The organism is Thalassobaculum litoreum DSM 18839, from assembly GCF_900102465.1.
In the GTDB taxonomy this organism is placed as follows: domain Bacteria; phylum Pseudomonadota; class Alphaproteobacteria; order Thalassobaculales; family Thalassobaculaceae; genus Thalassobaculum; species Thalassobaculum litoreum.
The window spans coordinates 107,482-131,788 of sequence record NZ_FNBW01000012.1; the positions used below are offsets into that span (position 1 = coordinate 107,482).

Sequence of the window (24,307 nt, forward strand, 5' to 3'; positions counted from 1 at the left end):
CGCGGAAACGAAATCAAATGCAATTGCGACTTAGTCGCATGACTGCACTGAAGACGAACGGGAGAACCGGGCGTTCAAATTTTTTTCGTCGCTGCCGTCAGTCGCCGTCGAGCACCAGGATCCAGGGCGAGATCCGATAGAGCGCCGCGCCCTGGGAGGCGGCGAGCAGCGCGAGTGCCGCCGCCGGGTCGGACACGTCGAAGATGCCGCTCACTGGCTGTCCGGCCAGCCCGTCGCCGCGCAGGATGATGATGCCGTCGAAGTAGCGGCGGATCTCCGCCACCAGGTCGGCAACGGGCCGCTCGCGCGCCGTCACCAGCCTGTCGGCCCACAGTCCGATCTGACCGGGGATCACCGTGCCGCGCTGGACCGACCCGGCGGCCGAGACGCGGACCGCGTCGCCCGCCTGCAGCCGGGCGGGCTCGGCCGCCGCGGCGGTGGCCACGTCCACAACACCCTCGCGGACGGCGACTGCGTCGCCCGATGCGATGCGGCGCACCTCGAAGGCGGTGCCGATCGCCGTGGCGGTGGCCTGGGCCGCCGAAACCGAGAAGGGACGCGCCGGATCCGGCGCGACGTCGAAGACGGCGATGCCGTCCAGCAACTCCACCCGCCGTCCCTCCGACCCGAAATCGACGGCGATGGCGGTCTGCGGGGCCAGCCGTACCACGCTGCCATCGGCCAACTCGATGCGGCGGATCTCTGCTGTGCCGGAGGTGAAATCGGCCTGGAGCGACTGCAGCAGGGACGGCAGAGCCACCAATGCCAGGCAGGCCGCCATGGCGGCCCCGACGCAGGCGGCGACCCAGCCGCGTCTGCCCCGTCGGGACGGCAGGGGCGTCACCTCTGCCGGCCGACCCGTCTCCACGCTGGCACCGGCGTCGAGGGCGCGATACGCCCGCACGACCGCCTTCCACTGACCGGGGTTGTCCGGATCGGCGGCGAGCCAGTCGGCGAAGCGGGCGCGCAGAACGGGATCGTCCGGATCGTCCGTCAGCGCCACCAGCCAGTCGGCCGCCATCCATGCCTCGTGTCCGTCAGCCGTCACGCGTTCCTCGACCGTTGCGCCGGCCGGTCGGGCAGGAGGCCCGACCTTGGCGTCATGCTCCTTAGACGTTCGGCGGCCGCCGGCGTTCAATCTCCGCTCGGTCATCGCCGGTCCAGCCTTGCCCGGCAATGCTCCAGCGCCTGCGCGATCAGCCCGTGGGCCGTGCCGACGGAGACGCCGAGGTCCCGGGCGACCTGCTTAACCGTCAGCTCGTTGAAACGGTGCAGCTCCAGCGCCCGGCGCATCCGCTCGGGCAGCTCGGCCATCGCCTCCTGCAGGCGGCGCAGCTCCTGGCGGGAGAGGGCGGCGGCTTCCGGCGTCGGTCCGGCATCGCGCAATCCGTCCAGATCGCCCAGCGCGTCGGCCAGCAGCAGGTCGCGCCGGCGGTCCCGCTCGGCCCCGCGCTTGGTGTCGAGACAGAGGTTGCGGACGGTGCGGTAGAGATAGGCCAGCGGCTCGTCGATCACCGTGGTGTCGGCGGAGGCGGCGAAGCGGATGAAGGCCTCCTGCACGACCTCCTCCGCCCGCCCGACATCGCCCAGGATCCGCCCGGCATAGCCGACCAGTTCGCCGCGATGATCGGCGTACAGCGCCGCAAAGCCTGTGGTCCTGATCACCCAGAGCGTTCCTGCAGTCTCTCCGGCGACCCTCGGGTCCCTCGCCGCACTCGGCGCGTGCCGCCGAGGCCGGGCCTAACCTAAGAGCTATTGCGAGTTATTCGCAATAGGCATTACAAGGATCGACGAAACGGTGCGCGCCCCCGCGCCCCCGACCGGGATTCAGAAAAGGTATGGACCGTGGAAACATCGACCGCGCTGGTTCGAACGGACAAGGCGAGCCGCTTTCTGGTGCAGCTCTGCAAGCATTTCGGCCACAAGGTGCCGGCCGAATGGACCGAGACCGATGGCGTCGTCCGGTTCGAGCCGGGCACCTGCCGGATGGCCGCGTCGGAAGGCGCACTCACGCTCGCCTGCGAAAGCGAGTCGCCCGAGGCTCTCGCCGTGGTCCAGGACGTGATCGCCAGCCACCTTCAGAGGTTCGCCTGGAAGGAGGAACTCAGCGTTTCCTGGGCCGGGGGCACCGGGGGCACGGCGTCCCGCTGATCTCCCCGCTAGAGCAAATCACGATCAGATGGAAACATCTGATCGTGTGAATTTGCACTATTCTTAATGCGTTAGAGGACGATTCACGGGTCAGATCGATTCGATCTGACCCGATCGTGCTCTATCCGCGCGGTCTGAGCCGCGCGCGGAGCATCGGCCACAGCGGCGTCTGCGACAGCAGCATGGTCAGGAACCCGACGGTGAGAACGAGCGAGATCGGATGGGACACGAAGTCCCACAGGAAGACGCCGACATCCTGGCGCGCGCCGATCATCGCCCGGCGGTAGTTCGCGTCCATCATCGGCCCCAGGATCACGCCGAGGATCACCGGCCCGACCTGGAAGCCGTAGGTCTTCATGAAATAGCCGACCACGCCGAACAGCAGCATCCAGTAGATGTCGACCGGGTTGTTCTGGATCGCGTAGGTGCCGACCGCCGACAGCACGATGATCAGCGGGATCAGTACCGCCTTGGGGCATTCGACGATCTTGGTGAACACCCGGATGCCGGTCAGTCCGAAGATCAGCAGGAAGATGTTCGCCAGGGTCAGGCTGCCGACGGTGAACCAGAACAGGTGCGGGGTTTCGACCAGCAGCAGCGGCCCGGGCTTCAGCCCGTGGATGAACAGGGCGCCGATGATCACCGCCGTCACCGCGTCGCCCGGGATGCCGAGCGTGAGCATCGGGATGAAGGCGCCGCCGACCGCCGCGTTGTTCGCCGCCTCCGGCGCCACCAGCCCTTCCTTCGCCCCCTCGCCGAACGGCCGTTCGGGGTTCTTGGTCGAGCGCTTGGCATGGTCGTAGGCGAGCAGGGCGGCGATGTCGCCGCCGGTCCCGGGCAGGGCGCCGATGATCGTGCCGATCCCGGACGCGCGCATCGCCAGCCCGAAATACCGCCGCACGTCGGACAGGCGCGGGATGACCCGGTCGATCTTCTGCCGGATCGCCGGCATGCCCAGCGTATGGAGCTGGACCAGCGCCTCGGCCACGCCGAAGAACCCGATCATGGCGGCGACATAGGGAATGCCGCCCATCAGGGTGATCGTGCCGAAGGTGAAACGTCCCTCCGCCGTCATCGGGTCGAGCCCGACCATGCCGATCAGCACGCCGAGCGCGCCGGCGAAGGCACCCTTGGCGAAGCTCTCGCCGGACAGGGTGCCGACCAGCAGGATGCCGATCATGCCGAGCAGCAGGTAGTCGCGGGACTGGAACATCAGCGCGAAGTCGGAGATCACCGGCGCGAAGATCGCCAGCGCCAGGATGCCGACGAAACCGCCGAACACCGACATGACCGTGGTAAGGCCGATCGCTTCCCCCGCCTCGCCGCGCTTGGCCAGCGGATAGCCATCCAGGGCGGTGGCGATCGCGCTCGGGGCGCCGGGGATGTTCAGCAGAATGGCGGTGCGCGACCCGCCATAGACGCCGCCGATGAAGATCCCGGCGATCAGGGCAAGCGCCTCGTCCACCGGCCATTTGAAGGTGAAGGAGATCAGGATCGAGGTCGCCATGGTGACCGAGAGACCCGGGATGGCGCCGACATAGATTCCCGCCAGCGTGCCGGAGGCGGTCAGGAACAGCAGCCAGGGATCGAGCCAGACGGTGGAGAAATTGGCCAGCGCGTCCATCATCTCACACCAGCCCCCGCATCAGGCTGCCCTCGGGCAGCACGACCTGGAACACGATCCGGAAAATGACGTAGACGGCGGCCAGCGCCCCCGCCGACAGCAGCACAGTGACCAGCACGTGGCGCCGCCACAGGTACTGGAACGCCGCCAGCAAGAAGAGGGCGGAGCTGACGATGAAACCGAGCATCGGCAGCAGCAGCAGGTAGGCCAGCACGAGGCCGATCAGCACCATGTGGCGGATCGGCAGGATGTCGACAAAGAACCGCCGCGTGACGGCCTGCGTGTCCGCATCGGGACGCCGGCGCGCGGTGTCGGACAGGATGAACAGCGCGGCCACGATCATCGTCCCCGTCGCCAGCATCGGGAACACGCCAGGTTCGGTCAGCCCGTCGAATCCGGAGATCTCGTAGGCCTGCCAGAAGGCCGCCAGGCTGAAGAGCAGGACGGCCACGGCGAACACGAGCTCGCCGGGCCTGCGGGCAGGCGTGGACTGCATGGGCGTGTCCCCCGTCGCGGCGAAGGGCCGCCGGCCCGCGCATCCCGCAGGCCGGCGCTGGAGCAAATCACGAACAGATGGGAACATCTGATCGTGTGAATTTGTTCTATCTTTAATAGGTTAGAGGGTGATCGATTTGATCTGAATCGATCGCCCTCTAGGCGGATGTTACGGACGCGGAATGCCGAGCGTCTCGGGGCTGACCTTGGCCGCACCGGTGTCCTGCAGCACCCAGGCGGTGACCTGCTGCCACTTCGTCAGGAAGGCGATCGCCTCCTCGCCGGAGATGTCCATGATCACGTTGCCCTTGTTGGCCATCAGGGTCTTGAAGTTCTCGCTCTGCGCCGCGGTGTGGAAGGCGGCTTCCAGCTTGGCCTTCACGTCGTCCGGCGTGTCCTTCTTGACGAAGACGCCATAGAACGGCCCCCAGGGCAGGAACTTGGCCATGTCCGGCAGGGCGTCCGTGATCGGCGGGACATTCGGCAGGGTGTCGACCGGGCCGGTGTCGACCACCGCCAGGGCGCGCATCTTGCCGGCCTTCACCTGCTCGGCGGCGGCCGAGATACCCGACGGCATGAAGTCGACCTCGCCGCCCAGCATGGCGGTCAGGCCCGGACCCTCGCCGTCGAACGGGATCGCGGTCACGTCGAAATCGGTGGCGTTCTTGACGATCGCGCCGACCGTGCTCGGCAGGCCGCCCGGCCCGGTCGAGCCCATCTTCACCGCGCCCGGATTGGCTTTGATGTCGGCCAGCAGGTCCTGCATCGTCCGGTACTTGGACTCGGCCGGCACCACGATGACCGCAACGCCGCGGCCCAGGAGGTTGATCGGATAGAAGTGCGAGTAGTCCAGCGGCGAGACGTCCATCACCGGATGGAGCTGCGGATTCTCGGCCCCGTACAGGAAGGTATAGCCGTCGGCCGGGGCCGCGTTGACATAGGCGGTGGAGATCGCGCCGGCGCCGCCGGACTTGTTCAGCACCACGATCGGCTTGCCGAGCGCCTCTTCCGCCGCCGGATTGACGGCCCGCGCGACGGTGTCGGTCGCCCCGCCGGCGCCCCACATGACCACGCCCAGCAGCTCGCGCTCCGGAAAATTCTGGGCCGACGCGGCGGCGCTGAACATAAGCAGGGCGGCGCCCGCCCCAAGCAGACTCTTCATCATGTTTCTCTCCCTCGGCGGCCACGCCGCGCATTTTTCTTCCGATGCCGCACGGGGCACCGGCGTGCCTGCGTTCGCTTGCAGGCCGACGCGCCTATGTAGAAAGAGCGTGACGCCGCGGTCAATGGACATGAAAGGCCAAATCCCGAGAAACCATACCGTTTTGGGACGAAGGCCCCCGGTACCGTCCGCCTCTCCGCCACACGGGATCGGGGCGTATGGCGCCGCGGCGCGCGATCGATGCCGTTCGAAGAGGGGCGCTGGAATCTAAGGAGATTTTGGTGGAGCCGAGGAGGATCGAACTCCCGACCTTCGCATTGCGAACGCGACGCTCTCCCAGCTGAGCTACGGCCCCACCGATCTGGGACGGAGGGCCAAGCCCCCCGGTGCAGAGTGCGCGGAACATATAAACTTCCCTCGCACAGTTCAAGGACGAGATTGCACCCTGCCCCGGGCGCGTTTCGTCGGGTCCGTGCGCCCGGTTTCCCGGCCGTTCGCCGCAGCGGATCGCCTTCCGCCGCCAGCGGCCTTGTTCCGGGGCGGTCGCGTCGCTACCTTCGGTGCCGGAACAACAGCGGTTTGCGGCAATGAACTCGATAATCTGGCTGATCGGCGCGGTCGTCCACTATCTGACGATCGCGTTGTTCGTCTACATCGTGATCGATCTCCTGGTGAAGTTCGGCGTGCTGAACGCCTACAATCAGGTCGTCCAGGTGGTGATGAACTTCCTGTCCCGGGTCTTCGAGCCGATGCTGCGGCCGATCCGCAGCATCTTGCCCGATCTCGGCGGCATCGACATCTCGCCGGTGATCCTGGTGCTGCTGCTGCAGTTCGCCGTGCGGCTGCTGAACGAGGTTGCCCGCGGGCTCTGACCGTCCCGCCGCCATCCGTAATCGGGGCCGCCTGGGCCATGAGCAGTGATGAGCAGTGCGCCTTCCCCCTGTCGCCGTTCTCGCCGCAGGCGGACCGCCTGCATCTGCGCGTGCGGGTGACGCCGAAGGCCTCGGCCGAGCGTATCGGCGCCGTGGTGGCGGATGAGACCGGGGAGGGATGGCTGCAGGTCGCGGTGACCGCCGTGCCCGAGGGCGGCAAGGCCAACAAGGCGGTGATCGCCCTGCTGGCCAAGCGCTGGAAACTGCCGAAATCGACGCTTGAGGTGGTGCGCGGAAGCACCGACCGGCGCAAGGTGGTGGCGATCGCCGATCCCGATCCGGACGCCCTTCAGGCCCGGCTCGCGGCGCTGATCGCCTGATCCCGCCTCACCCCGCCAGCGCCAGCAGCTCCTCCACATAGGCCGGGACGATCTCGGTGGCCGGTCCGTGCCGCGCCTCGGCGAAGGCGGTGACGCCGGAGGAGGGCTCCAGGTTCAGCTCCACCGTATGGGCGCCGGCCACCATCCGCGCCTCCTGCACGAACCCGGCGGCCGGATAGACGTTGCCCGACGTGCCGATGGAGATGAACAGCGCGCAGCGCGCCAATGCGGCAAAGATCCGCTCCATCTCGTAGGGCATCTCGCCGAACCACACCACATCGGGGCGCAGGCCGCCGGCGCTGCCGCAGCGCGGGCAGATCGCCTCGTCCGACAGGTCCTCATGCCACGGGCTGCTGGCGTCGCAGATCTCGCACAGCGCCTTCAGCATCTCGCCATGCATGTGGATCAGGTTGGTGGAGCCGGCGCGCTCGTGCAGGTCGTCGATGTTCTGGGTGACCAGCAGAACCGGACCGGACCAGGCCTGCTCCAGGCGGGCGAGCGCGGCATGGGCGGCGTTGGGCTGGACGTTCGGGTTCAGCAGGCTCTGGCGCCGGGCGTTGTAGAAGCCCTGCACCGTGACCGGATCGCGGGCGAAGGCCTCGGGTGTGGCGACGTCCTCGATGCGGACCTTAGACCAGATGCCGTCGGCATCGCGGAAGGTCTCGAGCCCGGACTCCTTGGAAATCCCGGCCCCCGTCAGGATGACGATGGGCGCGTCGGGCGTGAGGGTCGCGGGAAGCGGCACGGGGATCTCCGGAAATTGTCGATTCGCCGCACCCTAACAGGCTTCGCCGTGATCGTCCGAGTCCCCGTCTTCATCCTGCGGATATCCGCTCCAGCCGGTGCTGTCCTCGTCCGGCAGCCGGTCCAGCGGAAATCTGTGCTGCGGCTCGTAGCGCGCGCCGTCCGGCTGCCGGCGGCTCCTGTACAGGGTCACCGCGTCCACGGTGAAGGGCGGTATCTGCGGCGGCGGCGCGGTCTCCAGCCAGCGGCCCACCCGCTCCGCCTCGATGCTCTTCGGGAACCGGGCCAGGGTGACATGCGGGGTGAAGCGGCGCGGGTCGGGGGCGACGCCGCAGCCGCGCACCAGGCTCTCCACCCGGCGCTGCAGGGACACCAGCTCCGGCGTCGGTTCGGCGGCGACATAGAGCACCGCCGGCTTGCCCTTGCGCTCGAAATGGCCGTAGCCGAGCGGGGTCACCGTGACCGCCGGGGCGTCGATCAGGTCCAGCGCCTCGACCAGCTCGCCCTCGGTCGCCGGATCCACCTCGCCGATGAAGCGCAGGGTGAGGTGGAAGTCGTCGATGTCGTGCCAGCGGGCCTCCGGCAGACCCACCTGCAGGTCGCCGAGCGCGTCCTTGACGGTCTCGGGAAGATCCAGGGCGACGAACAGGCGGGTCATGGCCGGGATATGGGACCTTACGGGCCCGGGTTGGAGATGCGGCGCTGAACGTCGTCGATCGCCTCCAGCACGGAAGGGGACAGGGTGACGTCGAGGCTGGCGATGTTGGCCTCCAACTGCTCCAGCCGGGTGGCGCCGATGATGTTCGACGTGGTGAAGCGGCGGGTGTTGACGAAGGCCAGGGCCATCTGCGCCGGGTCGAGGCCGTTGTCCCGGGCGATCTGGATGTATTCGGCGTTGGCGGCCTGGGCGGCGTCGTTGGTGTAGCGGCCGAAGTTGTCCGGGAACAGGGTCATGCGTGCGCCTTCCGGACGCGCGCCGCCCTGGTACTTGCCGGTCAGCCACCCGGCCGCCAGCGGGGAGTAGGCGAGCAGGCCGATATCCTCGCGGATCGCCACCTCGGCGCAGCCGACTTCGAAGGCGCGGTTCAGCAGGCTGTAGGGGTTCTGCACCGAGGCCACCCGCGGCAGGCCGTGCTCGTCGGCGAGACGGGCGAAGGTCATCATGCCCCAGGGTGTCTCGTTGGACAGGCCGATATGGCGGATCTTGCCGGCCTTCACCAGGGTGTCGAGGGTGAAGAGCTGCTCGGCGATCGGGGTCGGGGTCTCGTCGTTGTCATGGACGTAGCCAAGCGTGCCGAAGGAGTTCACGGAGCGCTCCGGCCAGTGGAGCTGGTAGAGGTCGATGTAGTCGGTTCGCAGCCGCGTCAGGCTGTCGTCCACCGCCCGGGTGAGGTTCTTGGCGTCGAATTTGGGCGACCCGTCGCGCACATGCTTGAAGCGGTCGCCCGGGCCGACGGCCTTGGTCGCCAGGATCACCTTGTCCCGGTTCCTGCGGGCGGCGAACCAGGTGCCGATGATCTCCTCGGTGCGGCCGTAGGTCTCCGGCTTCGGCGGCACCGAGTACATCTCGGCGGTGTCGAAGAAATTGATCCCGCGCTCCAGCGCCAGATCCATCTGCGCATGGCCCTCGGCCTCGGTGTTCTGTTGGCCGTAGGTCATGGTGCCGAGACAGATCAGGCTGACGTCCAGGCCGGTCCGGCCGAGTGGGCGGTACTGCATGCGGGTTCCTCTCGGGAAGGGCATCGGAAGGTTTCGGCCCGGTTGATAACCGTCCGGGGCCGGTCCGACAATATTCGGCGCGACGGCGAACCGGACGACGAAACAGGATGACAGGGCGCGCACCCGAGATTACGCTTCGCGCCATGACCCACGCGTTCGCCGGCTTCTGGTTTTACTTTTATGGCTATCCGCAGCCGGCGGAGGCAGGGGTGCGCGCGACCTAGAACACACCAAGCGCAGCAATCATCCCGCAAGCCGCCGGCCCTCTCCGGCGGCTTTTTTGATGTCGTCGGCCGGGCCTCCACCTGGAGGACGTCACCGTGAACATCGCACCCATAAAGACCCAGACCGAAACCGATCCCCGCGTCTCCGACGCGCCGGATGCCGATCCGCTCGCCCTCGACCCGTTGAGCCGGTCCGACGACCTGCGCATCGCGTCGATCACCCCGCTCAGCACCCCGGAAGCGGTGATCGCCGAGCATCCGCGCGAGCCGGAGATCATCCGCCGCGTACAGACCGCGCGCGCCGCCGTCGCCGACATCCTGCACGGCCGCGATGACCGGCTGGTGGTGGTGATCGGGCCCTGCTCCGTGCACGACCCCAAGGCGGCGCTGGACTACGCCGCCCGGCTCGCGGTGCAGCGCCGGCGCCACCGCGACACGCTGGAGATCGTGATGCGGGTCTATTTCGAGAAGCCGCGGACCACGGTCGGCTGGAAGGGGATGATCAACGACCCGCATCTGGACGGCAGCTTCGCCGTGGAAACCGGCCTACGCCGGGCGCGCGACCTGCTGCAGCGGATCAACGAGATGGGCCTGCCGGCGGGCTGCGAGTTCCTGGATACGACCACGCCGCAGTATTTCGCGGATCTCGTCTCCTGGGGCGCGATCGGCGCGCGGACGACCGAGAGCCAGATCCACCGCGAGCTGGCCTCGGGCCTGTCCTGCCCGATCGGGTTCAAGAACGGCACCGACGGCAGCGTGACGGTGGCCCTGGATGCGGTGCAGGCGGCCTCCCAGCCGCACCATTTCCTCGCCGTCACCAAGGAAGGTCGGGCGGCGATTGCCGAGACCGCCGGCAATCCGGACTGCCACATCATTCTGCGCGGCGGGCGGTCGGGCACGAACTTCGACGCCGACAGCGTCGAGGCGGTCTGCACCAAGGCCGAAGCGGCCGGCGTACGGCCGCAGGTGATGATCGACGCCAGCCACGCCAACAGCAGCAAGAAGCCGGAGAACCAGCCGAAGGTGATCGACGCCGTCGCCGCCCAGATCGCCGGCGGCGAGCATCGGATCACCGGCGTGATGGTGGAGAGCTTCCTGGAGGCGGGCCGTCAGGACCAGATCCCGGGCGAGCCGTTGGTCTATGGCCGTAGCATCACCGACGGCTGCATCGACTGGCAGACCAGCATGACCGTGCTCGACCGCCTCGCCGACGCTGTGGACGCCCGGCGGCGGGGGTGAGGGTGGGGGCTCTCCCCCATCCCCAAACGCTCACTCCCCGGCCCCGTGCCGGGGCCCACGGATCCTCCGCTCCTGAGGGTCCGAAAGGGGCGGGACCGGTGAAGCGGGTTGACGGGTTTGCCCCGGAACATGTCCGGGGAGTGCCTTTATGTGCGGGAGGGGCAGCGCCTCACTCCGCCTTCGCCCGCGCCACCAGCCTCTCCGCATAGGGCAGGATGCGCTCGACGATGATGTCCACCCCCGCCCGATTGGGGTGGATGCCGTCGGCCTGATTCAGCGAGAGATCGCCGGCCACCCCGTCCAGGAAGAACGGGTAGAAGATCACGTCATGCTCCGCCGACAGGTCCTCGAAGACCCGGGAGAAATCGGCGCCGTATTCCTTGCCCATGTTCGGCGGCGCCAGCATGCCGGCGAACAGCACCGGGATGTCTTTCTCGCCCAGCGCGGTCAGGATGGCGTCGAGGTTGCGGCGGGTATCCTGCGTCGGTATGCCGCGCAGCCCGTCATTCGCGCCGAGCTCGACGATCGCGGCGTCCGGCGCCTCGGACAGCGACCAGGCCAGACGGGACGCACCGCCCGCCGTGGTGTCGCCCGACACACCCGCGTTGATGACTGTTACGTCGTGACCCGCCTCGCGCAGGGCCGCCTCCAGCCGGGTCGGGAAGGAATCCTCGTCGGGCAGTCCGTAGCCGGCCATCAGCGAGTCGCCGAAGCCCAGGATCCGGATGGGCTCGGCCTGAACCGGCAAGGCGAAAGCGGCGATCAGCGCCAGTACGGCGAGGGTCAGGCGCGCGCCCGCATTGATCCGCCTGCCGATAGGACCATATCGGACCCTTGGGGATGGCGTCGGTGCGCCGGTCCTGTGACCAGTCTGGGATAGCGACACGATGACCTCATTGTCCGGTGACCCGATCGTCCGCCTCAAGGGCGTGACCTTGAACCTGAGAAGTGGAGCGGGCGAGGTCAATGTCCTGCGCGGAATAGACCTTAATGTGGCGGCCGGTGAAACCATCGGCATCGTCGGCCCCTCGGGGGCGGGCAAGTCGACCCTGATGATGGTCACCGCCGGGTTGGAGAACCCGAGTTCCGGCAGCGTGCAGGTCGCCGGAACCGAACTGGTCGGCCTGGACGAGGACACGCTCGCCCGGTTCCGCCGCGACAATGTCGGCATCGTCTTCCAGGCCTTCCGGCTGGTGCCGACCATGACCGCCCTGGAGAACGTGGCCGTGCCGCTGGAGCTGGCCGGACGCGGCGATGCCTTCGAGGCCGCCGCCGAGGCGCTGGCCCGGGTCGGCCTGTCGCACCGGGTCGAGCACTATCCCGAGCAGCTTTCCGGCGGCGAGCAGCAGCGCGTTGCCATCGCCCGCGCCATGGTCGCCAAGCCGCGCCTGCTGCTGGCCGACGAGCCGACCGGCAACCTGGACGGCGCCACCGGCGATCAGATCATCGACCTGCTGTTCGCCATGGCCCGCGACGACGGCACCACCCTGATGCTGATCACCCACGACATGGACCTGGCCGACCGCTGCGCCCGCACGGTGAAGGTCGCCGACGGCAAGGTGGTGGAAGACACCGCCGACGGACGTACTGATCAGGCGGCGGAGTAGGGCCATGCGCACCGGTCCGCTCGCCCTGCGCCTCGCCCGACGCGAGCTGCGCACCGGCCTGAAAGGGTTCCGCATCTTCCTGGCCTGCCTCGCCCTCGGGGTCGCGGCGATCGCCGCCGTGGGGTCCGTGTCCTCGGCCATGATGTCGGGGCTGGAGGGCGACGCGCGCCGCATCCTGGGCGGCGACGTGGCGCTGCGTATCGTGCACCGGCCGGCCGAGCCGGAGGCGCTGTCCTATCTGCGGGAGTCCGGCGAGGTCTCGACGGTGGTGTCGATGCGCGCGATGGCCCGATCCGAGGCCGGCGGCGACAACTCCCTGGTCGAACTCAAGGCGGTGGACGATCTGTATCCCCTGGTCGGAACCCTTGCCCTGGACCGGGACGTCACCCTGGAACAGGCCCTGGAACCGCGCGGCGGCGTCTATGGCGCGGTCGCCGATGCCAGCCTGGCCGAGCGCCTCAACATCGCCGTCGGCGACCGGCTGCGCCTGGGCGAGGCGACGCTGGAACTGCGCGCGCTGATTTCCGCGGAGCCGGACCGGCTGGTGAATTTCGCCAGCTTCGGCCCCCGGCTGATGATCTCCGACGCCGCCGTGGCCGAGACCGGGCTGGTGCAGGTCGGCTCCATGGTGCGCCACTACTACCGGATCGTCCTGCCGACGAGCACCGACCGCAATGCCTGGCTCGCGGACCTGGAGCAGCGTTTCCCCGATGCCGGCTGGCGGGTCAGCTCGCTGGAGAACGCCACTCCGGGCTACGACAATTTCGTCAACCGGGTGACCCTGTTCCTCACCCTGGTGGGCATGACCGCGCTGCTGGTGGGCGGCGTCGGCGTCGCCATGGCGGTGCGCAGCTATCTCGACGGCAAGACCGAGACGGTGGCGACTTTGAAGTGCCTCGGCGCGCCGAGCCGGCTGGTGTTCCGCACCTACCTGCTCGTGGTCTGCATGCTGGCGGCCGTCGGCACGGCGATCGGCCTTGTGGTCGGGGCCCTGGGACCGCTGGCGGTCGCCAAGCTGGCCGCCCCGCTGCTGCCGTTCGACGTGCCTGTCGCGATCTATCCGGTCCCGCTGGCCCTGGCGGCCCTGTTCGGGATGCTGACGGCTGTCGCCTTTTCCCTGTGGTCGCTGGGCCGGGCCTGCGACGTGAAGGCCGCCCAGCTCTTCCGCTCCGCCATCTCGCCGCTCGGCGGGCGGCCGCGCCTGCCGTATCTGATCGGGCTGGCGCTGGCGATCGGCACCCTGGTGGCCCTGGCGATCGCCACCGCCACCGATCCGTGGCTGGCCACCTGGTTCATCCTCGGCTCCATCGGGGCGATCGCCCTGTTCCTGGCGGCGTCCTGGGTGATCATGACCGTCGCGCGCAAGGCCGGCCGACCCCGCGATCCGGAACTGCGCATGGCGCTGGCCAATCTGTACCGGCCGGGCGCGCCGACCCCCGGCGTGGTGCTGGCGCTGGGCCTCGGGCTGACGGTGCTGGTCACGATCGCGCTGATCCAGGCGAATCTGTCGCGCCAGGTCGACGAGCGCATCCCGGAGGTGGCGCCGGCCTATTTCTTCATCGACATCCAGCCGCACCAGGAGGCCCGGTTCCTGGAGATCCTGCGCGGCATCAACGGGGTCGGCGAGATCCAGACCACGCCGATGGTCCGCGGCCGCATCACCAAGATCAACGGCGTGCCGGCGGACGAGGTGACGATCGACCCGGACGTGTCCTGGGTGCTGCGCGGCGATCGCGGGCTGACCTACTCGGCCACGCCGCCGGAGAATTCCGAGGTGGTGGCGGGGAGCTGGTGGTCGGCCGATTATGCCGGCCCGCCGCTGGTGTCCTTCGACGTCAACATCGCCAAGGGCATGGGGATCGGCATCGGCGACAGCATCACCCTCAATATCCTCGGCCGGCCGATCACCGTGGAGGTCGGCAATCTGCGCAAGATCGACTGGGGCTCGCTCGGCATGAACTTCACCTTCGTGTTCGCGCCGGGCACGCTGGAGGCCGCCCCCCATTCGGTGATCGCCACCGTGCATGTCGACGATCCGGCCCTGGAGGCCGAGGTGCAGCGGGCGGTGACCGACGCGCTGCCCAACGTCACCGCGATCCGGGTCAAGGACGCCCTGGACGGCGCCAGCCGGATCCTGACGGCGGTGTCGGTCGCGGTGCGGGCGACGGCGGCGGTCACCCTCGTCGCCGGTACCCTGGTCCTCGCCGGCGCCATCGCGGCCGGTCACGCGCGCCGGGTGCGCGATGCGGTGATCCTGAAGGTGCTGGGCGCGACCCGCCGGCGGATCGTGAAGACCTACCTGCTGGAATACGGCCTGCTCGGTCTGGCGACCGCGGCCATCGCCTCGCTGGTCGGGTCGCTCGCCGCGGCGGCGGTCGTGGTGGAGGTGATGCGGGGCGACTTCGTCCTGCCGCCCGGCGTGCTCGCCCTGACCGCGCTGCTGGCGATGGGGATCACGGTGTCCTTCGGCTTCGTGGGGACCTGGCGGGCGCTCGGCCAGCGGCCGGCGCCGATGCTTCGCAACGAATAAGAGAGGGTCGCGCCTGGGCCCACGGCGAAATCGGGCGTCGTAGCCGGATCTTTAACCGGTTCTTAGCTTTCCCGGCGGCACTCTTCCCTCGACCACAGGATGGGCAGATCCGTAACGGTAGGCTGTGAAACGTGAGATCACCGTCTCGACAAGGTGACGACTGGGGAATTTCCATGGTTCAAGCGGTGATCGATCCGCTTGAGCACGCCGTGATCATTCTGTCGGCTTCGCAACGGCATCTGACCTGCGTGGCCGCCAACGGCGCGGCCCGGTTGCTGCTGGCCCCCGACGGACCGGATCCTGTCGGACGCGCGATCGACGGCCTGCTGTCCGGCGACAACAGGACAGCCCTCTCCCACACCCTTGACGTCCTGAGCGACGGCACCGTCCGCTCGGCGGGAATCGCCCTCCAGGGGCCCGACCGCCAGGTCTCGATCGCCACCGTCAGGATCGTCCCCATCGGCGACTATGTCGCGTGGTACCTGTCGCCTCCCTCCGCCGAGCCGGTCGCCGCCGAGCCTCCCTCCGCCGAGCCTCCCTCCGCCGAGCCGCCCTCCGCCGCGCGGCAGACCGCCGTTGCCGAAGCACGATTCCGTACCTGGCTCGATCACGGTGACGACCTGGTGGCGGTTTACGACCCGCAGGACCGGCTCGTCGCCGCCAACGACAAGTGGCTCGATGTCCTGGGCATCGACGCGCTGAGCGATGTTGTCGGGCAGAGCGCCTGGGAGATCGTTCGGGGGCGTTCCGAGAAGGTGGACTACGCCGCCACGGGCTTTCCGAGCAAGGAGGCCTGGATCGAATACTGGTTCGCCCATCGTCAGAACGACACGCTCGACGGCGTGGTCGTCCATCTGAACAACGGACGGGTGCTGCTGTCCCGGTTCCACAGCACAGAGGCCGGCGAGCGGATCTTCGCCGCCCGCGACATCACCGAGGCCGAACGCACCCGGCGGCGGATCGGCGAGGCCTTCGAGGCGATCGGCCAGGCCTTCGCCCTGTTCGATGCCAACCAGCGGCTGACGGTCTGGAACAGCCGGCTGGCCGACCTGGCCTCGGGCCTGGCGCTCACCGCGGGCATGCCCTATGCGGCGGTGATGCGGGCCATCGCCCAGGCAAGCGTCACCATGAAATCCCGCAGCGGCAATTCGCTGAAGGCCGACGATCTGATCTCGCGGCACCCGTCGGTCGGACAGCGGTTCGAGTTCGAGCTGGTGGCGGAGACGGGCCGGACCCTGCGGGTGCACGAGGACGTGACGCACGAGTTGGGGCGGGTGCTGATCGGTCACGACATCACCGCGCTCAAAGGCCATCAGCTCGCCCTGGAATACCGGGTCGAGGATCTGGGGCGGGCCCGCAAGGAAGCGGAACATCACGCCGCGCGCGCGACCGCCATGGCCGAGCTTCTGCATACCGAGAAGGAGCGCGCGGAGTCCGCCAACCGCAGCAAGTCCCAGTTCCTCGCCAATATGAGCCACGAGCTGCGCACGCCGCTGAACGCGATCATCGGGTTCTCGGAGATCCTGAAGAACGAGACCTTCGGCCCGGTCGGCCACGAGCGGTACCGGGGCTATGCCGACGACATTCACGCCAGCGGCCACCACCTCCTCAGCCTGATCAACGACGTGCTCGACATGGCCAAGATCGAGGCCGGCAAGTTCGAGCCCGTGCTGACCACCAATGCCGTCGACGACCTGATCCACGAGGTCCGTCGCATGATCAAGGGACGGGTCGCCGAGGCCGGCCTGATCCTGGTGATCGACATGCCGCCGATCGGCATCTACTGCGACTTCGACCGGCGGGCGATCAAGCAGGTGCTGATCAACCTGCTGGCCAATGCCATCCGCTTCACCGATGCCGGCGGCGAGATCACGATCCGCGTGCGCAGCGACGACGGCGGCTTCACCATGCAGGTCCAGGACACCGGGTCGGGCATTCCGCCGGAACACGTGGACCGGTTGCTGCAACCCTTCGAACAGATGTCCGACATGACCCGGCGCGGCCAGGAGGGGACGGGACTCGGTCTGTCCCTGTCGAAGGCGCTGGTCGAGGCCCATGGCGGCACGCTGTCCATCGACAGCGAGGTCGGGCGGGGGACGGCGGTCACCCTGTGGCTGCCTCCGGCGCCACGATCCGGCGAGTGGAACAAGACTTCAGAGAATTTTAACCGCATGTGACGAGAATGCGCATCAGGCGCGTGTGCGCCGCAGGTGGATTTACAATGTCGGTTCAGTTGGCGGTTGCCGAAAATCCAATGGAAGATCTGCTCAACGCGCTGAGTCCCGCGTCGGATACACTCGACTCCGCCTTCCTCGGCGCGATGCTGCTGTCTCCCCTTCTTGGGGACGACCGGTCATTGTGCGATCTCCTTTGCGCCGACGTGACGCCGGGCGCCCTGTCGCTCCTGGCCCTGGACAAGGAGTCCCTGCTGGGCGCCAGCATGGCGCGGCGCCTGGTGGGTTGGATCGGCCGCGACCCGCTGCGTCTTGCCGATGCGGTGATGCGCGATGGCCGGCCGGTCGACTGCGCCTTCGATGCCACCGTGGCCAGAACCCGGCAGCCCATCCGCGCCCGCTTCGCGCGGCACCGGCTCGGCGTTCTGGTGACGTGGAGCGATGCGGTCTCGCAGACCGAAACCTCTTCCCGCCTGAAGGACGCGGAGCGCCGGGCGGAAGCGGCGGAGGCCCGCCTCGTCGACAGCTTCATCGTCAGCCCGGATCCGTTCGCCCTGTTCGACAGGGACGACAAGCTCATTCTCTGCAACGAGGCCTGGATCGAGGTCTTCGGGCTGCAGGAGATCGATTCCGTGATCGGCCGCGGGTTCGATGACCTGATGGACGCCGCCGGCCGGAGCGAGTCCACGCCGTTGCGCCGCGACTACGCCCGCTGGCGCCGCGAGACCCGGATCTCGGAGCAGGACGACACCTATGAGATCGAGCTCCCCGACGGGCGGAGCTTCCACATGCGCGAACGCCGCACCCGTGAAGGAGGCCAGGTCAGCATCGGCTCGGAGGTGACCGAGATCATCCGGCAGCGCGAGGTGCTCCATCGGGCCCTGGAATCGATCAACATCCGGGTCGCCATCTTCGATCCCGACGACCGGCTGGTCGTCTGGAACCAGGCTTATGCGCAGCTGATCGGCGAGGACCTGCTGCAGCAAGGCATCACCTTCGAGGCCTGCGCGCGAAGTGTTGCCACCAAGACCGACGTCGTCACGACCTTCGACGGGCGCGAGGTCGATATCGACGAGCAGCTGGAGCTGCACCGACAGAAGCGCGAGGAACTGCTGTTCGAGCGCTGGCACGACAGCGGCACCGTCACCCTGATCAGCGAGACCCGGACGCCGGACGGCTGGATCATCATCGCCGGCACCACGATCACCGAGCTGAAGGCCAAGGAGGCCGTGCTGCGCGCCCGGGTGGCCGAGCTGGACAGCGCGCGCGCCGACGCGGAGCGGCACGCCGCCGACCTGGCCGTGGTCACCGAGCAGCTCACCCTGGAGAAGGAGCGGGCCGAGGCGGCGAACCGGACCAAGTCCCGGTTCCTCGCCAACATGAGCCACGAGTTGCGGACCCCCCTGAACGCCATCCTCGGCTTCTCGGAGATCCTCAAGCTGCAGGCATTCGGCCCCTTGGGGGCGGATCGCTACCGGGAATATGCCGAGGACATCCATTCGAGCGGCGGGCACCTGCTCAGCCTGATCAACGACATCCTCGACATGTCCAAGGTCGAGGCCGGCAAGTACAGCCTCGTCATCGAGGAGGTGTCCGTCGGCGACGTGATCGACCGGGCGGTTCGCATGATGCGCGGCCGGGCGACCGAGGGCGATCTGCAGCTGAACGTCATCCCGGTCGACCCGGCCCTGACTCTGCGGATCGATCCCCGGGCGATCAAGCAGGTCCTGATCAACCTGCTGGCCAACGCCATCAAATTCACGCCGGCCGGCGGCCATGTGGAGCTCAGCACCGCCGAGGAGGCGGACGCGGTGGCCATCATCGTGCGGGACACCGGCATCGGGATCGATCCCAAGGAGATTCCCCGCCTCATGCGGCCGTTCGAGCAGGACCGGGCCACCGGCGGCCAGGGCACCGGCCTCGGCCTGCCGCTGAGCAGCGCGCTGGTCGGGCTGCATGGCGGTCGGATGACGGTGGAGAGCCTGCCCGGGGCCGGCACCAGCGTGACGATCCGCCTGCCGCGCGACTGACTGCGCGACCGACCGCACGACGTCAGGTCCCGCCGCCCTCTTGCCGAGTCCCGGCCGCCCCCTTACAACGCCGCGCAGGAATGTCGTGCGTCGCCTTGGTGGCGCCGCGCGCCGAAAGGGAGCCTTGATCAAGCGATGTCCGATACCGAGTCCGTGAAGAAAGTCGTCCTCGCCTATTCCGGTGGCCTGGACACCTCCATCATCCTGCGCTGGCTCCAGGACACCTACCGATGCGAGGTCGTGACGTTCACCGCCGATCTCGGCCAGGGCGAGGAGCTCGAGCCGGCCCGCGAGAAGGCCAAGCTCATGGGCGTGAAGGAGATCTTCATCGAGGACGTGCGCGAGGAGTTCGTGCGCGACTTCGTCTTCCCGATGTTCCGGGCCAATACCGTCTACGAGGGCACCTACCTGCTCGGTACCTCGATCGCCCGTCCGCTGATCGCCAAGCGGCAGATCGAGATCGCCCAGCAGACCGGCGCCGACGCCGTCTGCCACGGCGCCACCGGCAAGGGCAACGACCAGGTCCGCTTCGAGCTGAGCTATTACGCGCTGCAGCCCGACATCAAGATCATCGCCCCGTGGCGCGAATGGAACCTGACCTCGCGCACCGCGCTGATCGACTACGCCGAGAAGCACCAGATCCCGGTGCCGAAGGACAAGCGCGGCGAGGCGCCGTTCTCCGTCGACGCCAACATGCTGCACGTCTCCTCCGAGGGGAAGGTGCTGGAGGATCCGGCGGTCCAGGCGGCCGACTATATCTGGTCGAACACCATCGCGCCGGAAGAGGCGCCCGATAAGCCGACCTTCGTGGAGATCGGCTTCGAGAAGGGCGACCCCGTCTCCATCGACGGCCAGAAGCTGAGCCCGGCCACCATCCTGACCAAGCTGAACGAGCTCGGCCGCGCCAATGGTATCGGTCGCCTCGATCTGGTGGAGAACCGCTTCGTCGGCATGAAGAATCGCGGCCTCTACGAGACCCCGGGCGGCACCATCATGCTGGTCGCCCACCGGGCCATGGAGAGCCTGACGCTGGACCGCGAGATGGGGCATCTGAAGGACGAGCTGATGCCGCGCTACGCCAAGCTCATCTACAATGGCTTCTGGTTCGCGCCGGAGCGCGAGATGCTGCAGGCCGCCATCGACTTCAGCCAGCAGGCGGTCACCGGCACGGTCACGATGAAGCTCTACAAGGGCAACGCCATGGTCGTCGCCCGCAAGGCCGAGAAGAGCCTGTTCTCCGCCGACTGGGTGACCTTCGAGGAGAGCGCGGTCGCCGACTACGACCACAAGGACGCCCAGGGCTTCATCAAGCTGAACGCCCTGCGCCTGCGTCTGAAGAAGATGCTGCAGGGCTAAGAAGGTAGGGCTGAGGCCGTCATGGCCGACAGGGTCGCGCTCGTCACCGCCGGTGCCCAGGGCATCGGCCGGGCGATCGTGCTGGCCCTGTCCGCCGCCGGCTGGCGGGTCGCGGCGATCGACATCGACGCCGAGGCCCTGGCCGAACTGCCTGACGACGTCCTGACCGTCGCCGGCGATGTCGGCGACGAGGCGATGGTGGCCGTCGCCGTCGCCCGTACGGTCGACCGCTTCGGCCGTCTCGACGCCATCGTCAATAATGCCGGCATCAACGCCAACGGCCCGGTCGAGAGCCTCGACCTGGATGCCGTGCGCAGGGTGCTGGACGTGAGCCTGGTCAGCATTCTGGCCACTGCCAAGCATGGTGCCACCCATCTCCGGGCATCCGGAGGCGGAGCCATCGTCAACATCGCCTCCTCCCGCGCCCTGATGAGCGAGCCGGACACCGAAGCCTATTCCGCTGCCAAGGGCGGGGTCGTGGCGGTCACCCACGCGCTGGCGATGTCGCTCGGCACGCGGGAGGACCGCGACGGCCCAGCGATCCGGGTCAACGCGATCTCCCCCGGCTGGATCGAGACCCGGCCGTGGCAGAAGGCCTCGCAGCGCAGTGCGGCCGAGCACAGTGCCGAGGACCGCGAGCAGCATCCGGTCGGCCGGGTCGGACGGCCGGAGGACATCGCCGACGCGGTGCTCTACCTGCTCGACGACAAAGCGGGCTTCATCACCGGCCAGAATCTGGTGATCGACGGCGGCATGACGAAGAAGATGATCTACGCGGAGTAGGGCGGCCCTCTCGGCCATTTCCCAATCCCGTCATCCCGGCGGACTCCGGACCTGATCCGGAGACCGGCCGGGACCCCGGGGGTCGTGCGGCTGGGTCCCGACCCGTTCCCGGGATCGTCCGGGATGACGGTGGTTGGGTGAAAGGCTGCGCCGCCCCCTACCGCTTCCCGCCGCTGGCCGCGATCTCGCTGCGGCGGACCATGGCCCAGCCGTATTGCGTCTCCCACAGCGCGCAGTCCGGATCCGCGCCGAGCGCTTCGGCGGCGTGGACCGCCCAGAACGGGTTGTACATCAGCTCGCGGCCGATCCCGATCAGGTCGGCGCGGCCCTGCTGCAGGATCTCCTCGGCCTGATGCGGATCGGTGATCACGCCCACGGCCATGGTCTTCACCCCGGCCTCGGCCCGCAGGCGTTCGGCGAAGGGCACCTGGAAGCCCGGCCCGCGCGGTGCCCGATCCAGCGGCTTGCCGGCATAGTCGGCGCGGTAGGCCGGCGGTCCGGCAATGCCGCCCGACGAGCAGTCGACCACATCCACGCCCCGCGCACCGAGCTCCGTCGCCAGCGCCACGGAATCCTCGATCGACCAACCTTCCTGCGGACCGTCGATTGCCGAGATGCGGCAGAACAGCGGGAGCTCGTCCGGCCACACCGCGCGCACGGCTTCTGCCACCTCCAGCAGGAAGCGCATCCGCCCGGCCCGGTCGCCGCCATAGGAATCGTTGCGTTGATTGGTCAGCGGCGACAGAAAACTGTGCAGCAGATACCCGTGGGCGGCGTGGATTTCCGCCACCTTGAAGCCGGCCGCCAGCGACCGCCGGGCCGACGCGGCGAAGGCGTCGACCAGGTCGCCGATCTCCGAGGTGGAGAGCGGATGCGGCGTCGGCCAGTCCTCGCCCACCGGCAGGGCGGAGGGTCCGACGGTCTGCCACGGCTCGGCATCGCTCGGCGACTTGGGGCCGAGCGGCTTGCCGCCGGTCCAGGGCTCCGCCACCGAGGCCTTGCGGCCGGCATGGGCGAGCTGCACCGCCGGGATCATGCCGGTGCCGGAGATGAAAGTCGCGATCGGTGCATAGGCCTCGGCCTGGGCGTCGGTCCACAGCCCGCAGCAGCCATGGGTGATCCGCCCCTCGGGCCGCACGGCCGTCGCCTCGGTGAAGACCAGGCCGGTGCCGCCGCGCGCGAACGCGCTCAGATGCGAGAAGTGCCAGTCGTTCGCCAGCCCGTCCCGCGCCGAATACATGCACAGCGGCGACAGCACCACCCGGTTGGGCAGGGTGATGCCGCGGATCGTCAGCGGCTGGAACAGGAGCGGGGTCTCGGTCGCCATGGGGTCTCCCTTTCGGTCGGTACGGTGGCGCCCGGTCTCAGCCGCCCCAGGTCTTCTCCAGCACCCGGACCCAGTTGCCCCAGCACAGCTTCTCCATCAGCGCGTCGTCCACGCCGTGATCGCGCATCGCCTGGCGCATGACCGGCAGGCCGGCAACGTCGCCGATATCGCCCGGGATCGTCGCCCCGTCGAAATCCGATCCGAAGCCGACCCGGTCCTCGCCCACATGCTCGATCAGGTGGTCGAAATGGCGCATCATCACGTCGAGCCCGGTCTGGGCGTTCATCTGGCCGTCCTCGCGCAGGAAGCAGGTGGCGAAGTTGACGCCGACCATGCCGTCGCTCTCGCGGATCGCGGCGAGCTGCCTGTCGGTCAGGTTGCGGGTGCTGGCACTGAGCGCGTGGGCGTTGGAATGGGTGGCCACCAGCGGCGCGTCGCTGAGCTTGGCCACGTCCCAGAACCCGGCCTCGTTCAGGTGCGACAGGTCGACCATCACCCCCATCTCGTTGCAGCGCCGGATCAGCTCCTTGCCGAGATCGGTGAGGCCCGGGCCGGTATCGGGATTGCCGGGGAAGCGGAACGGCACCCCGTGGGCGAAGGCGGTCGGCCGGCTCCATACCGGGCCGATCGAGCGCAGGCCCGCCTGGTACAGCAGTTCCAGCGAGCGGAACTCCGGATCGATGGTCTCCGCCCCTTCGATATGGAGGATGGCGGCGACCGACCCGCGCTCCAGCGCGCCCCGGATGTCGGCGGCGGTGCGGCAGACGGTGAAGGCGCCCTCGCTCTCCTTCTCGATCTGGAACAGCAGTCCCATCATCTCCAGGGCGATCGGCTGGGCGTAGCCGATATCGAGCTCGGCCGGCAGCGGCAGGTCGTAGCTGTCGCCCTGCATGGAGTCGGTGAAGTTGTCGGCGGTCGGGTCCTTCGGCGAGGGCACGAACACGGCGAAGAAGCCGCCGCCGAACCCGCCCTTCTGCATGCGCGGCAGATCGAGATGGCCCCGGCTATCCCCCTGGACGAACTGGGTCGCCGCGTCGGCCGCGTCCTTGCGGTGCAGGCGGAGCAGGACGTCGTTATGGCCGTCGAAGATCGGAGGGGTGGTGGAGGGCATGACGTGCCGCCTGTACCGGTGAGAAAGGTCCCGAGACTAGCAGCAGGACAGCGCGTCTGACGAGGCGGCTTCTGGCCTTATCCCGGATGCGGCCAGACCCCGGCGTAATAGGGGTGCGCGCCGTAGAGCAGGACCCAGACCAGCACGCCCAGGCCCAGCCGCCACCAGCCGATGCCGGCCAGGTCGAGGCTGGTGCGGCCCTGGATCACCGCCAGGAACGGGATGACCGAGGTGGTCATCGCCACCGGACCCCAGGCGCTGTCCACCTTGCGCCGGAGCTTGGCGTCGAGCGCCGGCATGCCGGCGAAGGACAGCACCGCCACGGCGCCGAACAGCAGGATCGAAGCGAGATCCCCGTTGGTCGCCAGATGCCCGAGCGACCACAGGCCCGTGCCCCACAGGAACGGATGCCGGGTGATGGTGAGAATGCCCTTGAGGGTCGTCGGCTCGGCCATCATCGCCTCGCCGCCGACCGAGGTCGGGCTGCGGGTGGTGATGCCGGCGACCAGCAGGATGCAGGCGAGTGGCACCAGGATGTTGGGGATCCACTTGGTCGCCGCAGATGGCAGCCAGACCTCAACATACGGGGCGTCGCGGAACGCCAGGATCAGCCAGACCAGGGCGCCCAGCATGACCAGCGAATACAGGCCGCGGAACTTCTCCTCGCCGATCGCCTCGACCGCCCGGTCCCGGATCGGTGCCGAGGACAGGGCGAAATGCCCTCCGGCGAACGCCAGCGCGCCGATGATGACCGCGTCGATCGTGCCCAGCATTCTTCT

Annotated in this window: 22 protein-coding genes and 1 tRNA gene; 10 read left to right on the forward strand and 13 right to left on the reverse strand. The window is 68.5% G+C overall.

Annotated features, from left to right (window positions below):
* Positions 1-97 precede the first annotated feature (97 nt).
* Positions 98-1,048: a FecR family protein gene (locus tag BLS34_RS18530; protein WP_175474297.1), complete on the reverse strand. Its 951-nt coding sequence runs from the start codon at positions 1,046-1,048 to the stop codon at positions 98-100.
* 101 nt (positions 1,049-1,149) lie between these two features.
* A complete protein-coding gene (locus BLS34_RS18535; protein WP_051245049.1) occupies positions 1,150-1,665 on the reverse strand; it encodes a sigma-70 family RNA polymerase sigma factor in 516 nt (171 codons plus the stop codon).
* Between the two features lie 180 nt (positions 1,666-1,845).
* Between BLS34_RS18535 and BLS34_RS18540 the strand changes: the two genes are divergently transcribed.
* The gene (locus BLS34_RS18540) at positions 1,846-2,151 is read left to right on the forward strand and encodes a DUF2218 domain-containing protein (RefSeq protein ID WP_093152702.1); all 306 of its coding nucleotides are present in this window, start codon (positions 1,846-1,848) and stop codon (positions 2,149-2,151) included.
* A 121-nt stretch (positions 2,152-2,272) separates the two neighbouring features.
* On the opposite strand, the gene BLS34_RS18545 is transcribed toward BLS34_RS18540, so the two are convergent.
* From BLS34_RS18545 to BLS34_RS18560, 4 genes are all read right to left on the reverse strand, one after another.
* Positions 2,273-3,778, reverse strand: coding sequence for a tripartite tricarboxylate transporter permease (locus tag BLS34_RS18545; protein ID WP_245702036.1), 1,506 nt, complete (start codon positions 3,776-3,778; stop codon positions 2,273-2,275).
* A 1-nt stretch (position 3,779) separates the two neighbouring features.
* Positions 3,780-4,271 carry a tripartite tricarboxylate transporter TctB family protein gene (locus BLS34_RS18550; RefSeq protein ID WP_175474298.1) on the reverse strand — a complete coding sequence of 164 codons (492 nt, stop codon included), beginning with the start codon at positions 4,269-4,271 and terminating at the stop codon, positions 3,780-3,782.
* A gap of 168 nt (positions 4,272-4,439) precedes the next feature.
* Positions 4,440-5,435 carry a Bug family tripartite tricarboxylate transporter substrate binding protein gene (locus tag BLS34_RS18555; RefSeq protein ID WP_215906157.1) on the reverse strand — a complete coding sequence of 332 codons (996 nt, stop codon included), beginning with the start codon at positions 5,433-5,435 and terminating at the stop codon, positions 4,440-4,442.
* Between the two features lie 276 nt (positions 5,436-5,711).
* Positions 5,712-5,787, reverse strand: a tRNA-Ala gene (locus BLS34_RS18560).
* A 232-nt stretch (positions 5,788-6,019) separates the two neighbouring features.
* On the opposite strand from BLS34_RS18560, the gene BLS34_RS18565 reads away from it, so the two are divergent.
* Positions 6,020-6,304: a YggT family protein gene (locus BLS34_RS18565; protein ID WP_028795734.1), complete on the forward strand. Its 285-nt coding sequence runs from the start codon at positions 6,020-6,022 to the stop codon at positions 6,302-6,304.
* A 38-nt stretch (positions 6,305-6,342) separates the two neighbouring features.
* The gene (locus BLS34_RS18570) at positions 6,343-6,684 is read left to right on the forward strand and encodes a DUF167 domain-containing protein (protein ID WP_093152707.1); all 342 of its coding nucleotides are present in this window, start codon (positions 6,343-6,345) and stop codon (positions 6,682-6,684) included.
* A gap of 7 nt (positions 6,685-6,691) precedes the next feature.
* Here BLS34_RS18570 and cobB read toward each other — a convergent pair whose 3' ends face one another.
* From cobB to BLS34_RS18585, 3 genes are read right to left on the reverse strand one after another with little or no spacing between them, the layout of a single operon-like run.
* On the reverse strand, positions 6,692-7,429 hold the full coding sequence (gene cobB / locus BLS34_RS18575) for a Sir2 family NAD+-dependent deacetylase (protein ID WP_093152709.1): 738 nt from the start codon (positions 7,427-7,429) through the stop codon (positions 6,692-6,694).
* Positions 7,430-7,462: 33 nt separating this feature from the next.
* Positions 7,463-8,086 carry an RNA 2',3'-cyclic phosphodiesterase gene (gene thpR / locus BLS34_RS18580; RefSeq protein ID WP_051245048.1) on the reverse strand — a complete coding sequence of 208 codons (624 nt, stop codon included), beginning with the start codon at positions 8,084-8,086 and terminating at the stop codon, positions 7,463-7,465.
* Positions 8,087-8,103: 17 nt separating this feature from the next.
* Positions 8,104-9,147 carry an NADP(H)-dependent aldo-keto reductase gene (locus BLS34_RS18585; RefSeq protein WP_093152712.1) on the reverse strand — a complete coding sequence of 348 codons (1,044 nt, stop codon included), beginning with the start codon at positions 9,145-9,147 and terminating at the stop codon, positions 8,104-8,106.
* A 320-nt stretch (positions 9,148-9,467) separates the two neighbouring features.
* On the opposite strand from BLS34_RS18585, the gene BLS34_RS18590 reads away from it, so the two are divergent.
* A complete protein-coding gene (locus tag BLS34_RS18590; RefSeq protein WP_281241217.1) occupies positions 9,468-10,610 on the forward strand; it encodes a 3-deoxy-7-phosphoheptulonate synthase in 1,143 nt (380 codons plus the stop codon).
* Between the two features lie 169 nt (positions 10,611-10,779).
* Here BLS34_RS18590 and BLS34_RS18595 read toward each other — a convergent pair whose 3' ends face one another.
* A complete protein-coding gene (locus BLS34_RS18595) occupies positions 10,780-11,358 on the reverse strand; it encodes an arylesterase (RefSeq protein WP_342740318.1) in 579 nt (192 codons plus the stop codon).
* A 139-nt stretch (positions 11,359-11,497) separates the two neighbouring features.
* On the opposite strand from BLS34_RS18595, the gene BLS34_RS18600 reads away from it, so the two are divergent.
* From BLS34_RS18600 to BLS34_RS18625, 6 genes are all read left to right on the forward strand, one after another.
* Complete coding sequence (locus BLS34_RS18600; protein ID WP_028795728.1) at positions 11,498-12,217, forward strand: ABC transporter ATP-binding protein; 720 nt, start codon at positions 11,498-11,500, stop codon at positions 12,215-12,217.
* Between the two features lie 4 nt (positions 12,218-12,221).
* On the forward strand, positions 12,222-14,747 hold the full coding sequence (locus BLS34_RS18605; protein ID WP_093152715.1) for an ABC transporter permease: 2,526 nt from the start codon (positions 12,222-12,224) through the stop codon (positions 14,745-14,747).
* Positions 14,748-14,920: 173 nt separating this feature from the next.
* Complete coding sequence (locus BLS34_RS18610) at positions 14,921-16,924, forward strand: PAS domain-containing sensor histidine kinase (protein ID WP_093152717.1); 2,004 nt, start codon at positions 14,921-14,923, stop codon at positions 16,922-16,924.
* Positions 16,925-17,001: 77 nt separating this feature from the next.
* Positions 17,002-18,951: a sensor histidine kinase gene (locus BLS34_RS18615; protein WP_175474299.1), complete on the forward strand. Its 1,950-nt coding sequence runs from the start codon at positions 17,002-17,004 to the stop codon at positions 18,949-18,951.
* Positions 18,952-19,086: 135 nt separating this feature from the next.
* Positions 19,087-20,307 carry an argininosuccinate synthase gene (locus BLS34_RS18620; RefSeq protein ID WP_028795726.1) on the forward strand — a complete coding sequence of 407 codons (1,221 nt, stop codon included), beginning with the start codon at positions 19,087-19,089 and terminating at the stop codon, positions 20,305-20,307.
* A 21-nt stretch (positions 20,308-20,328) separates the two neighbouring features.
* Positions 20,329-21,090 (forward strand): SDR family oxidoreductase, encoded by a 762-nt coding sequence (locus tag BLS34_RS18625; protein WP_093152723.1) that lies wholly within the window; start codon positions 20,329-20,331, stop codon positions 21,088-21,090.
* A gap of 157 nt (positions 21,091-21,247) precedes the next feature.
* On the opposite strand, the gene BLS34_RS18630 is transcribed toward BLS34_RS18625, so the two are convergent.
* From BLS34_RS18630 to BLS34_RS18640, 3 genes are all read right to left on the reverse strand, one after another.
* Positions 21,248-22,417, reverse strand: a complete 1,170-nt coding sequence (locus BLS34_RS18630; RefSeq protein ID WP_093152725.1) for an NADH:flavin oxidoreductase/NADH oxidase — start codon at positions 22,415-22,417, stop codon at positions 21,248-21,250.
* Between the two features lie 37 nt (positions 22,418-22,454).
* Positions 22,455-23,528 (reverse strand): dipeptidase, encoded by a 1,074-nt coding sequence (locus tag BLS34_RS18635; RefSeq protein ID WP_093152727.1) that lies wholly within the window; start codon positions 23,526-23,528, stop codon positions 22,455-22,457.
* Positions 23,529-23,605: 77 nt separating this feature from the next.
* Complete coding sequence (locus BLS34_RS18640; RefSeq protein ID WP_028795722.1) at positions 23,606-24,301, reverse strand: NnrU family protein; 696 nt, start codon at positions 24,299-24,301, stop codon at positions 23,606-23,608.
* Positions 24,302-24,307: the final 6 nt, after the last annotated feature.

Bases quoted from the DNA above. Each gene is read 5' to 3' on its own strand.
- BLS34_RS18585 (WP_093152712.1), bottom strand. From the start codon at position 9,147: ATGCAGTACCGCCCACTCGGCCGGACCGGCCTGGACGTCAGCCTGATC.
- BLS34_RS18555 (WP_215906157.1), bottom strand. From the start codon at position 5,435: ATGATGAAGAGTCTGCTTGGGGCGGGCGCCGCCCTGCTTATGTTCAGC.
- BLS34_RS18640 (WP_028795722.1), bottom strand. From the start codon at position 24,301: ATGCTGGGCACGATCGACGCGGTCATCATCGGCGCGCTGGCGTTCGCC.
- BLS34_RS18610 (WP_093152717.1), top strand. From the start codon at position 14,921: ATGGTTCAAGCGGTGATCGATCCGCTTGAGCACGCCGTGATCATTCTG.
- BLS34_RS18570 (WP_093152707.1), top strand. From the start codon at position 6,343: ATGAGCAGTGATGAGCAGTGCGCCTTCCCCCTGTCGCCGTTCTCGCCG.
- BLS34_RS18630 (WP_093152725.1), bottom strand. From the start codon at position 22,417: ATGGCGACCGAGACCCCGCTCCTGTTCCAGCCGCTGACGATCCGCGGC.
- thpR (WP_051245048.1), bottom strand. From the start codon at position 8,086: ATGACCCGCCTGTTCGTCGCCCTGGATCTTCCCGAGACCGTCAAGGAC.
- BLS34_RS18550 (WP_175474298.1), bottom strand. From the start codon at position 4,271: ATGCAGTCCACGCCTGCCCGCAGGCCCGGCGAGCTCGTGTTCGCCGTG.
- BLS34_RS18635 (WP_093152727.1), bottom strand. From the start codon at position 23,528: ATGCCCTCCACCACCCCTCCGATCTTCGACGGCCATAACGACGTCCTG.
- BLS34_RS18565 (WP_028795734.1), top strand. From the start codon at position 6,020: ATGAACTCGATAATCTGGCTGATCGGCGCGGTCGTCCACTATCTGACG.
- BLS34_RS18545 (WP_245702036.1), bottom strand. From the start codon at position 3,778: ATGATGGACGCGCTGGCCAATTTCTCCACCGTCTGGCTCGATCCCTGG.
- BLS34_RS18615 (WP_175474299.1), top strand. From the start codon at position 17,002: ATGGAAGATCTGCTCAACGCGCTGAGTCCCGCGTCGGATACACTCGAC.
- BLS34_RS18625 (WP_093152723.1), top strand. From the start codon at position 20,329: ATGGCCGACAGGGTCGCGCTCGTCACCGCCGGTGCCCAGGGCATCGGC.
- BLS34_RS18605 (WP_093152715.1), top strand. From the start codon at position 12,222: ATGCGCACCGGTCCGCTCGCCCTGCGCCTCGCCCGACGCGAGCTGCGC.
- BLS34_RS18600 (WP_028795728.1), top strand. From the start codon at position 11,498: ATGACCTCATTGTCCGGTGACCCGATCGTCCGCCTCAAGGGCGTGACC.
- BLS34_RS18620 (WP_028795726.1), top strand. From the start codon at position 19,087: ATGTCCGATACCGAGTCCGTGAAGAAAGTCGTCCTCGCCTATTCCGGT.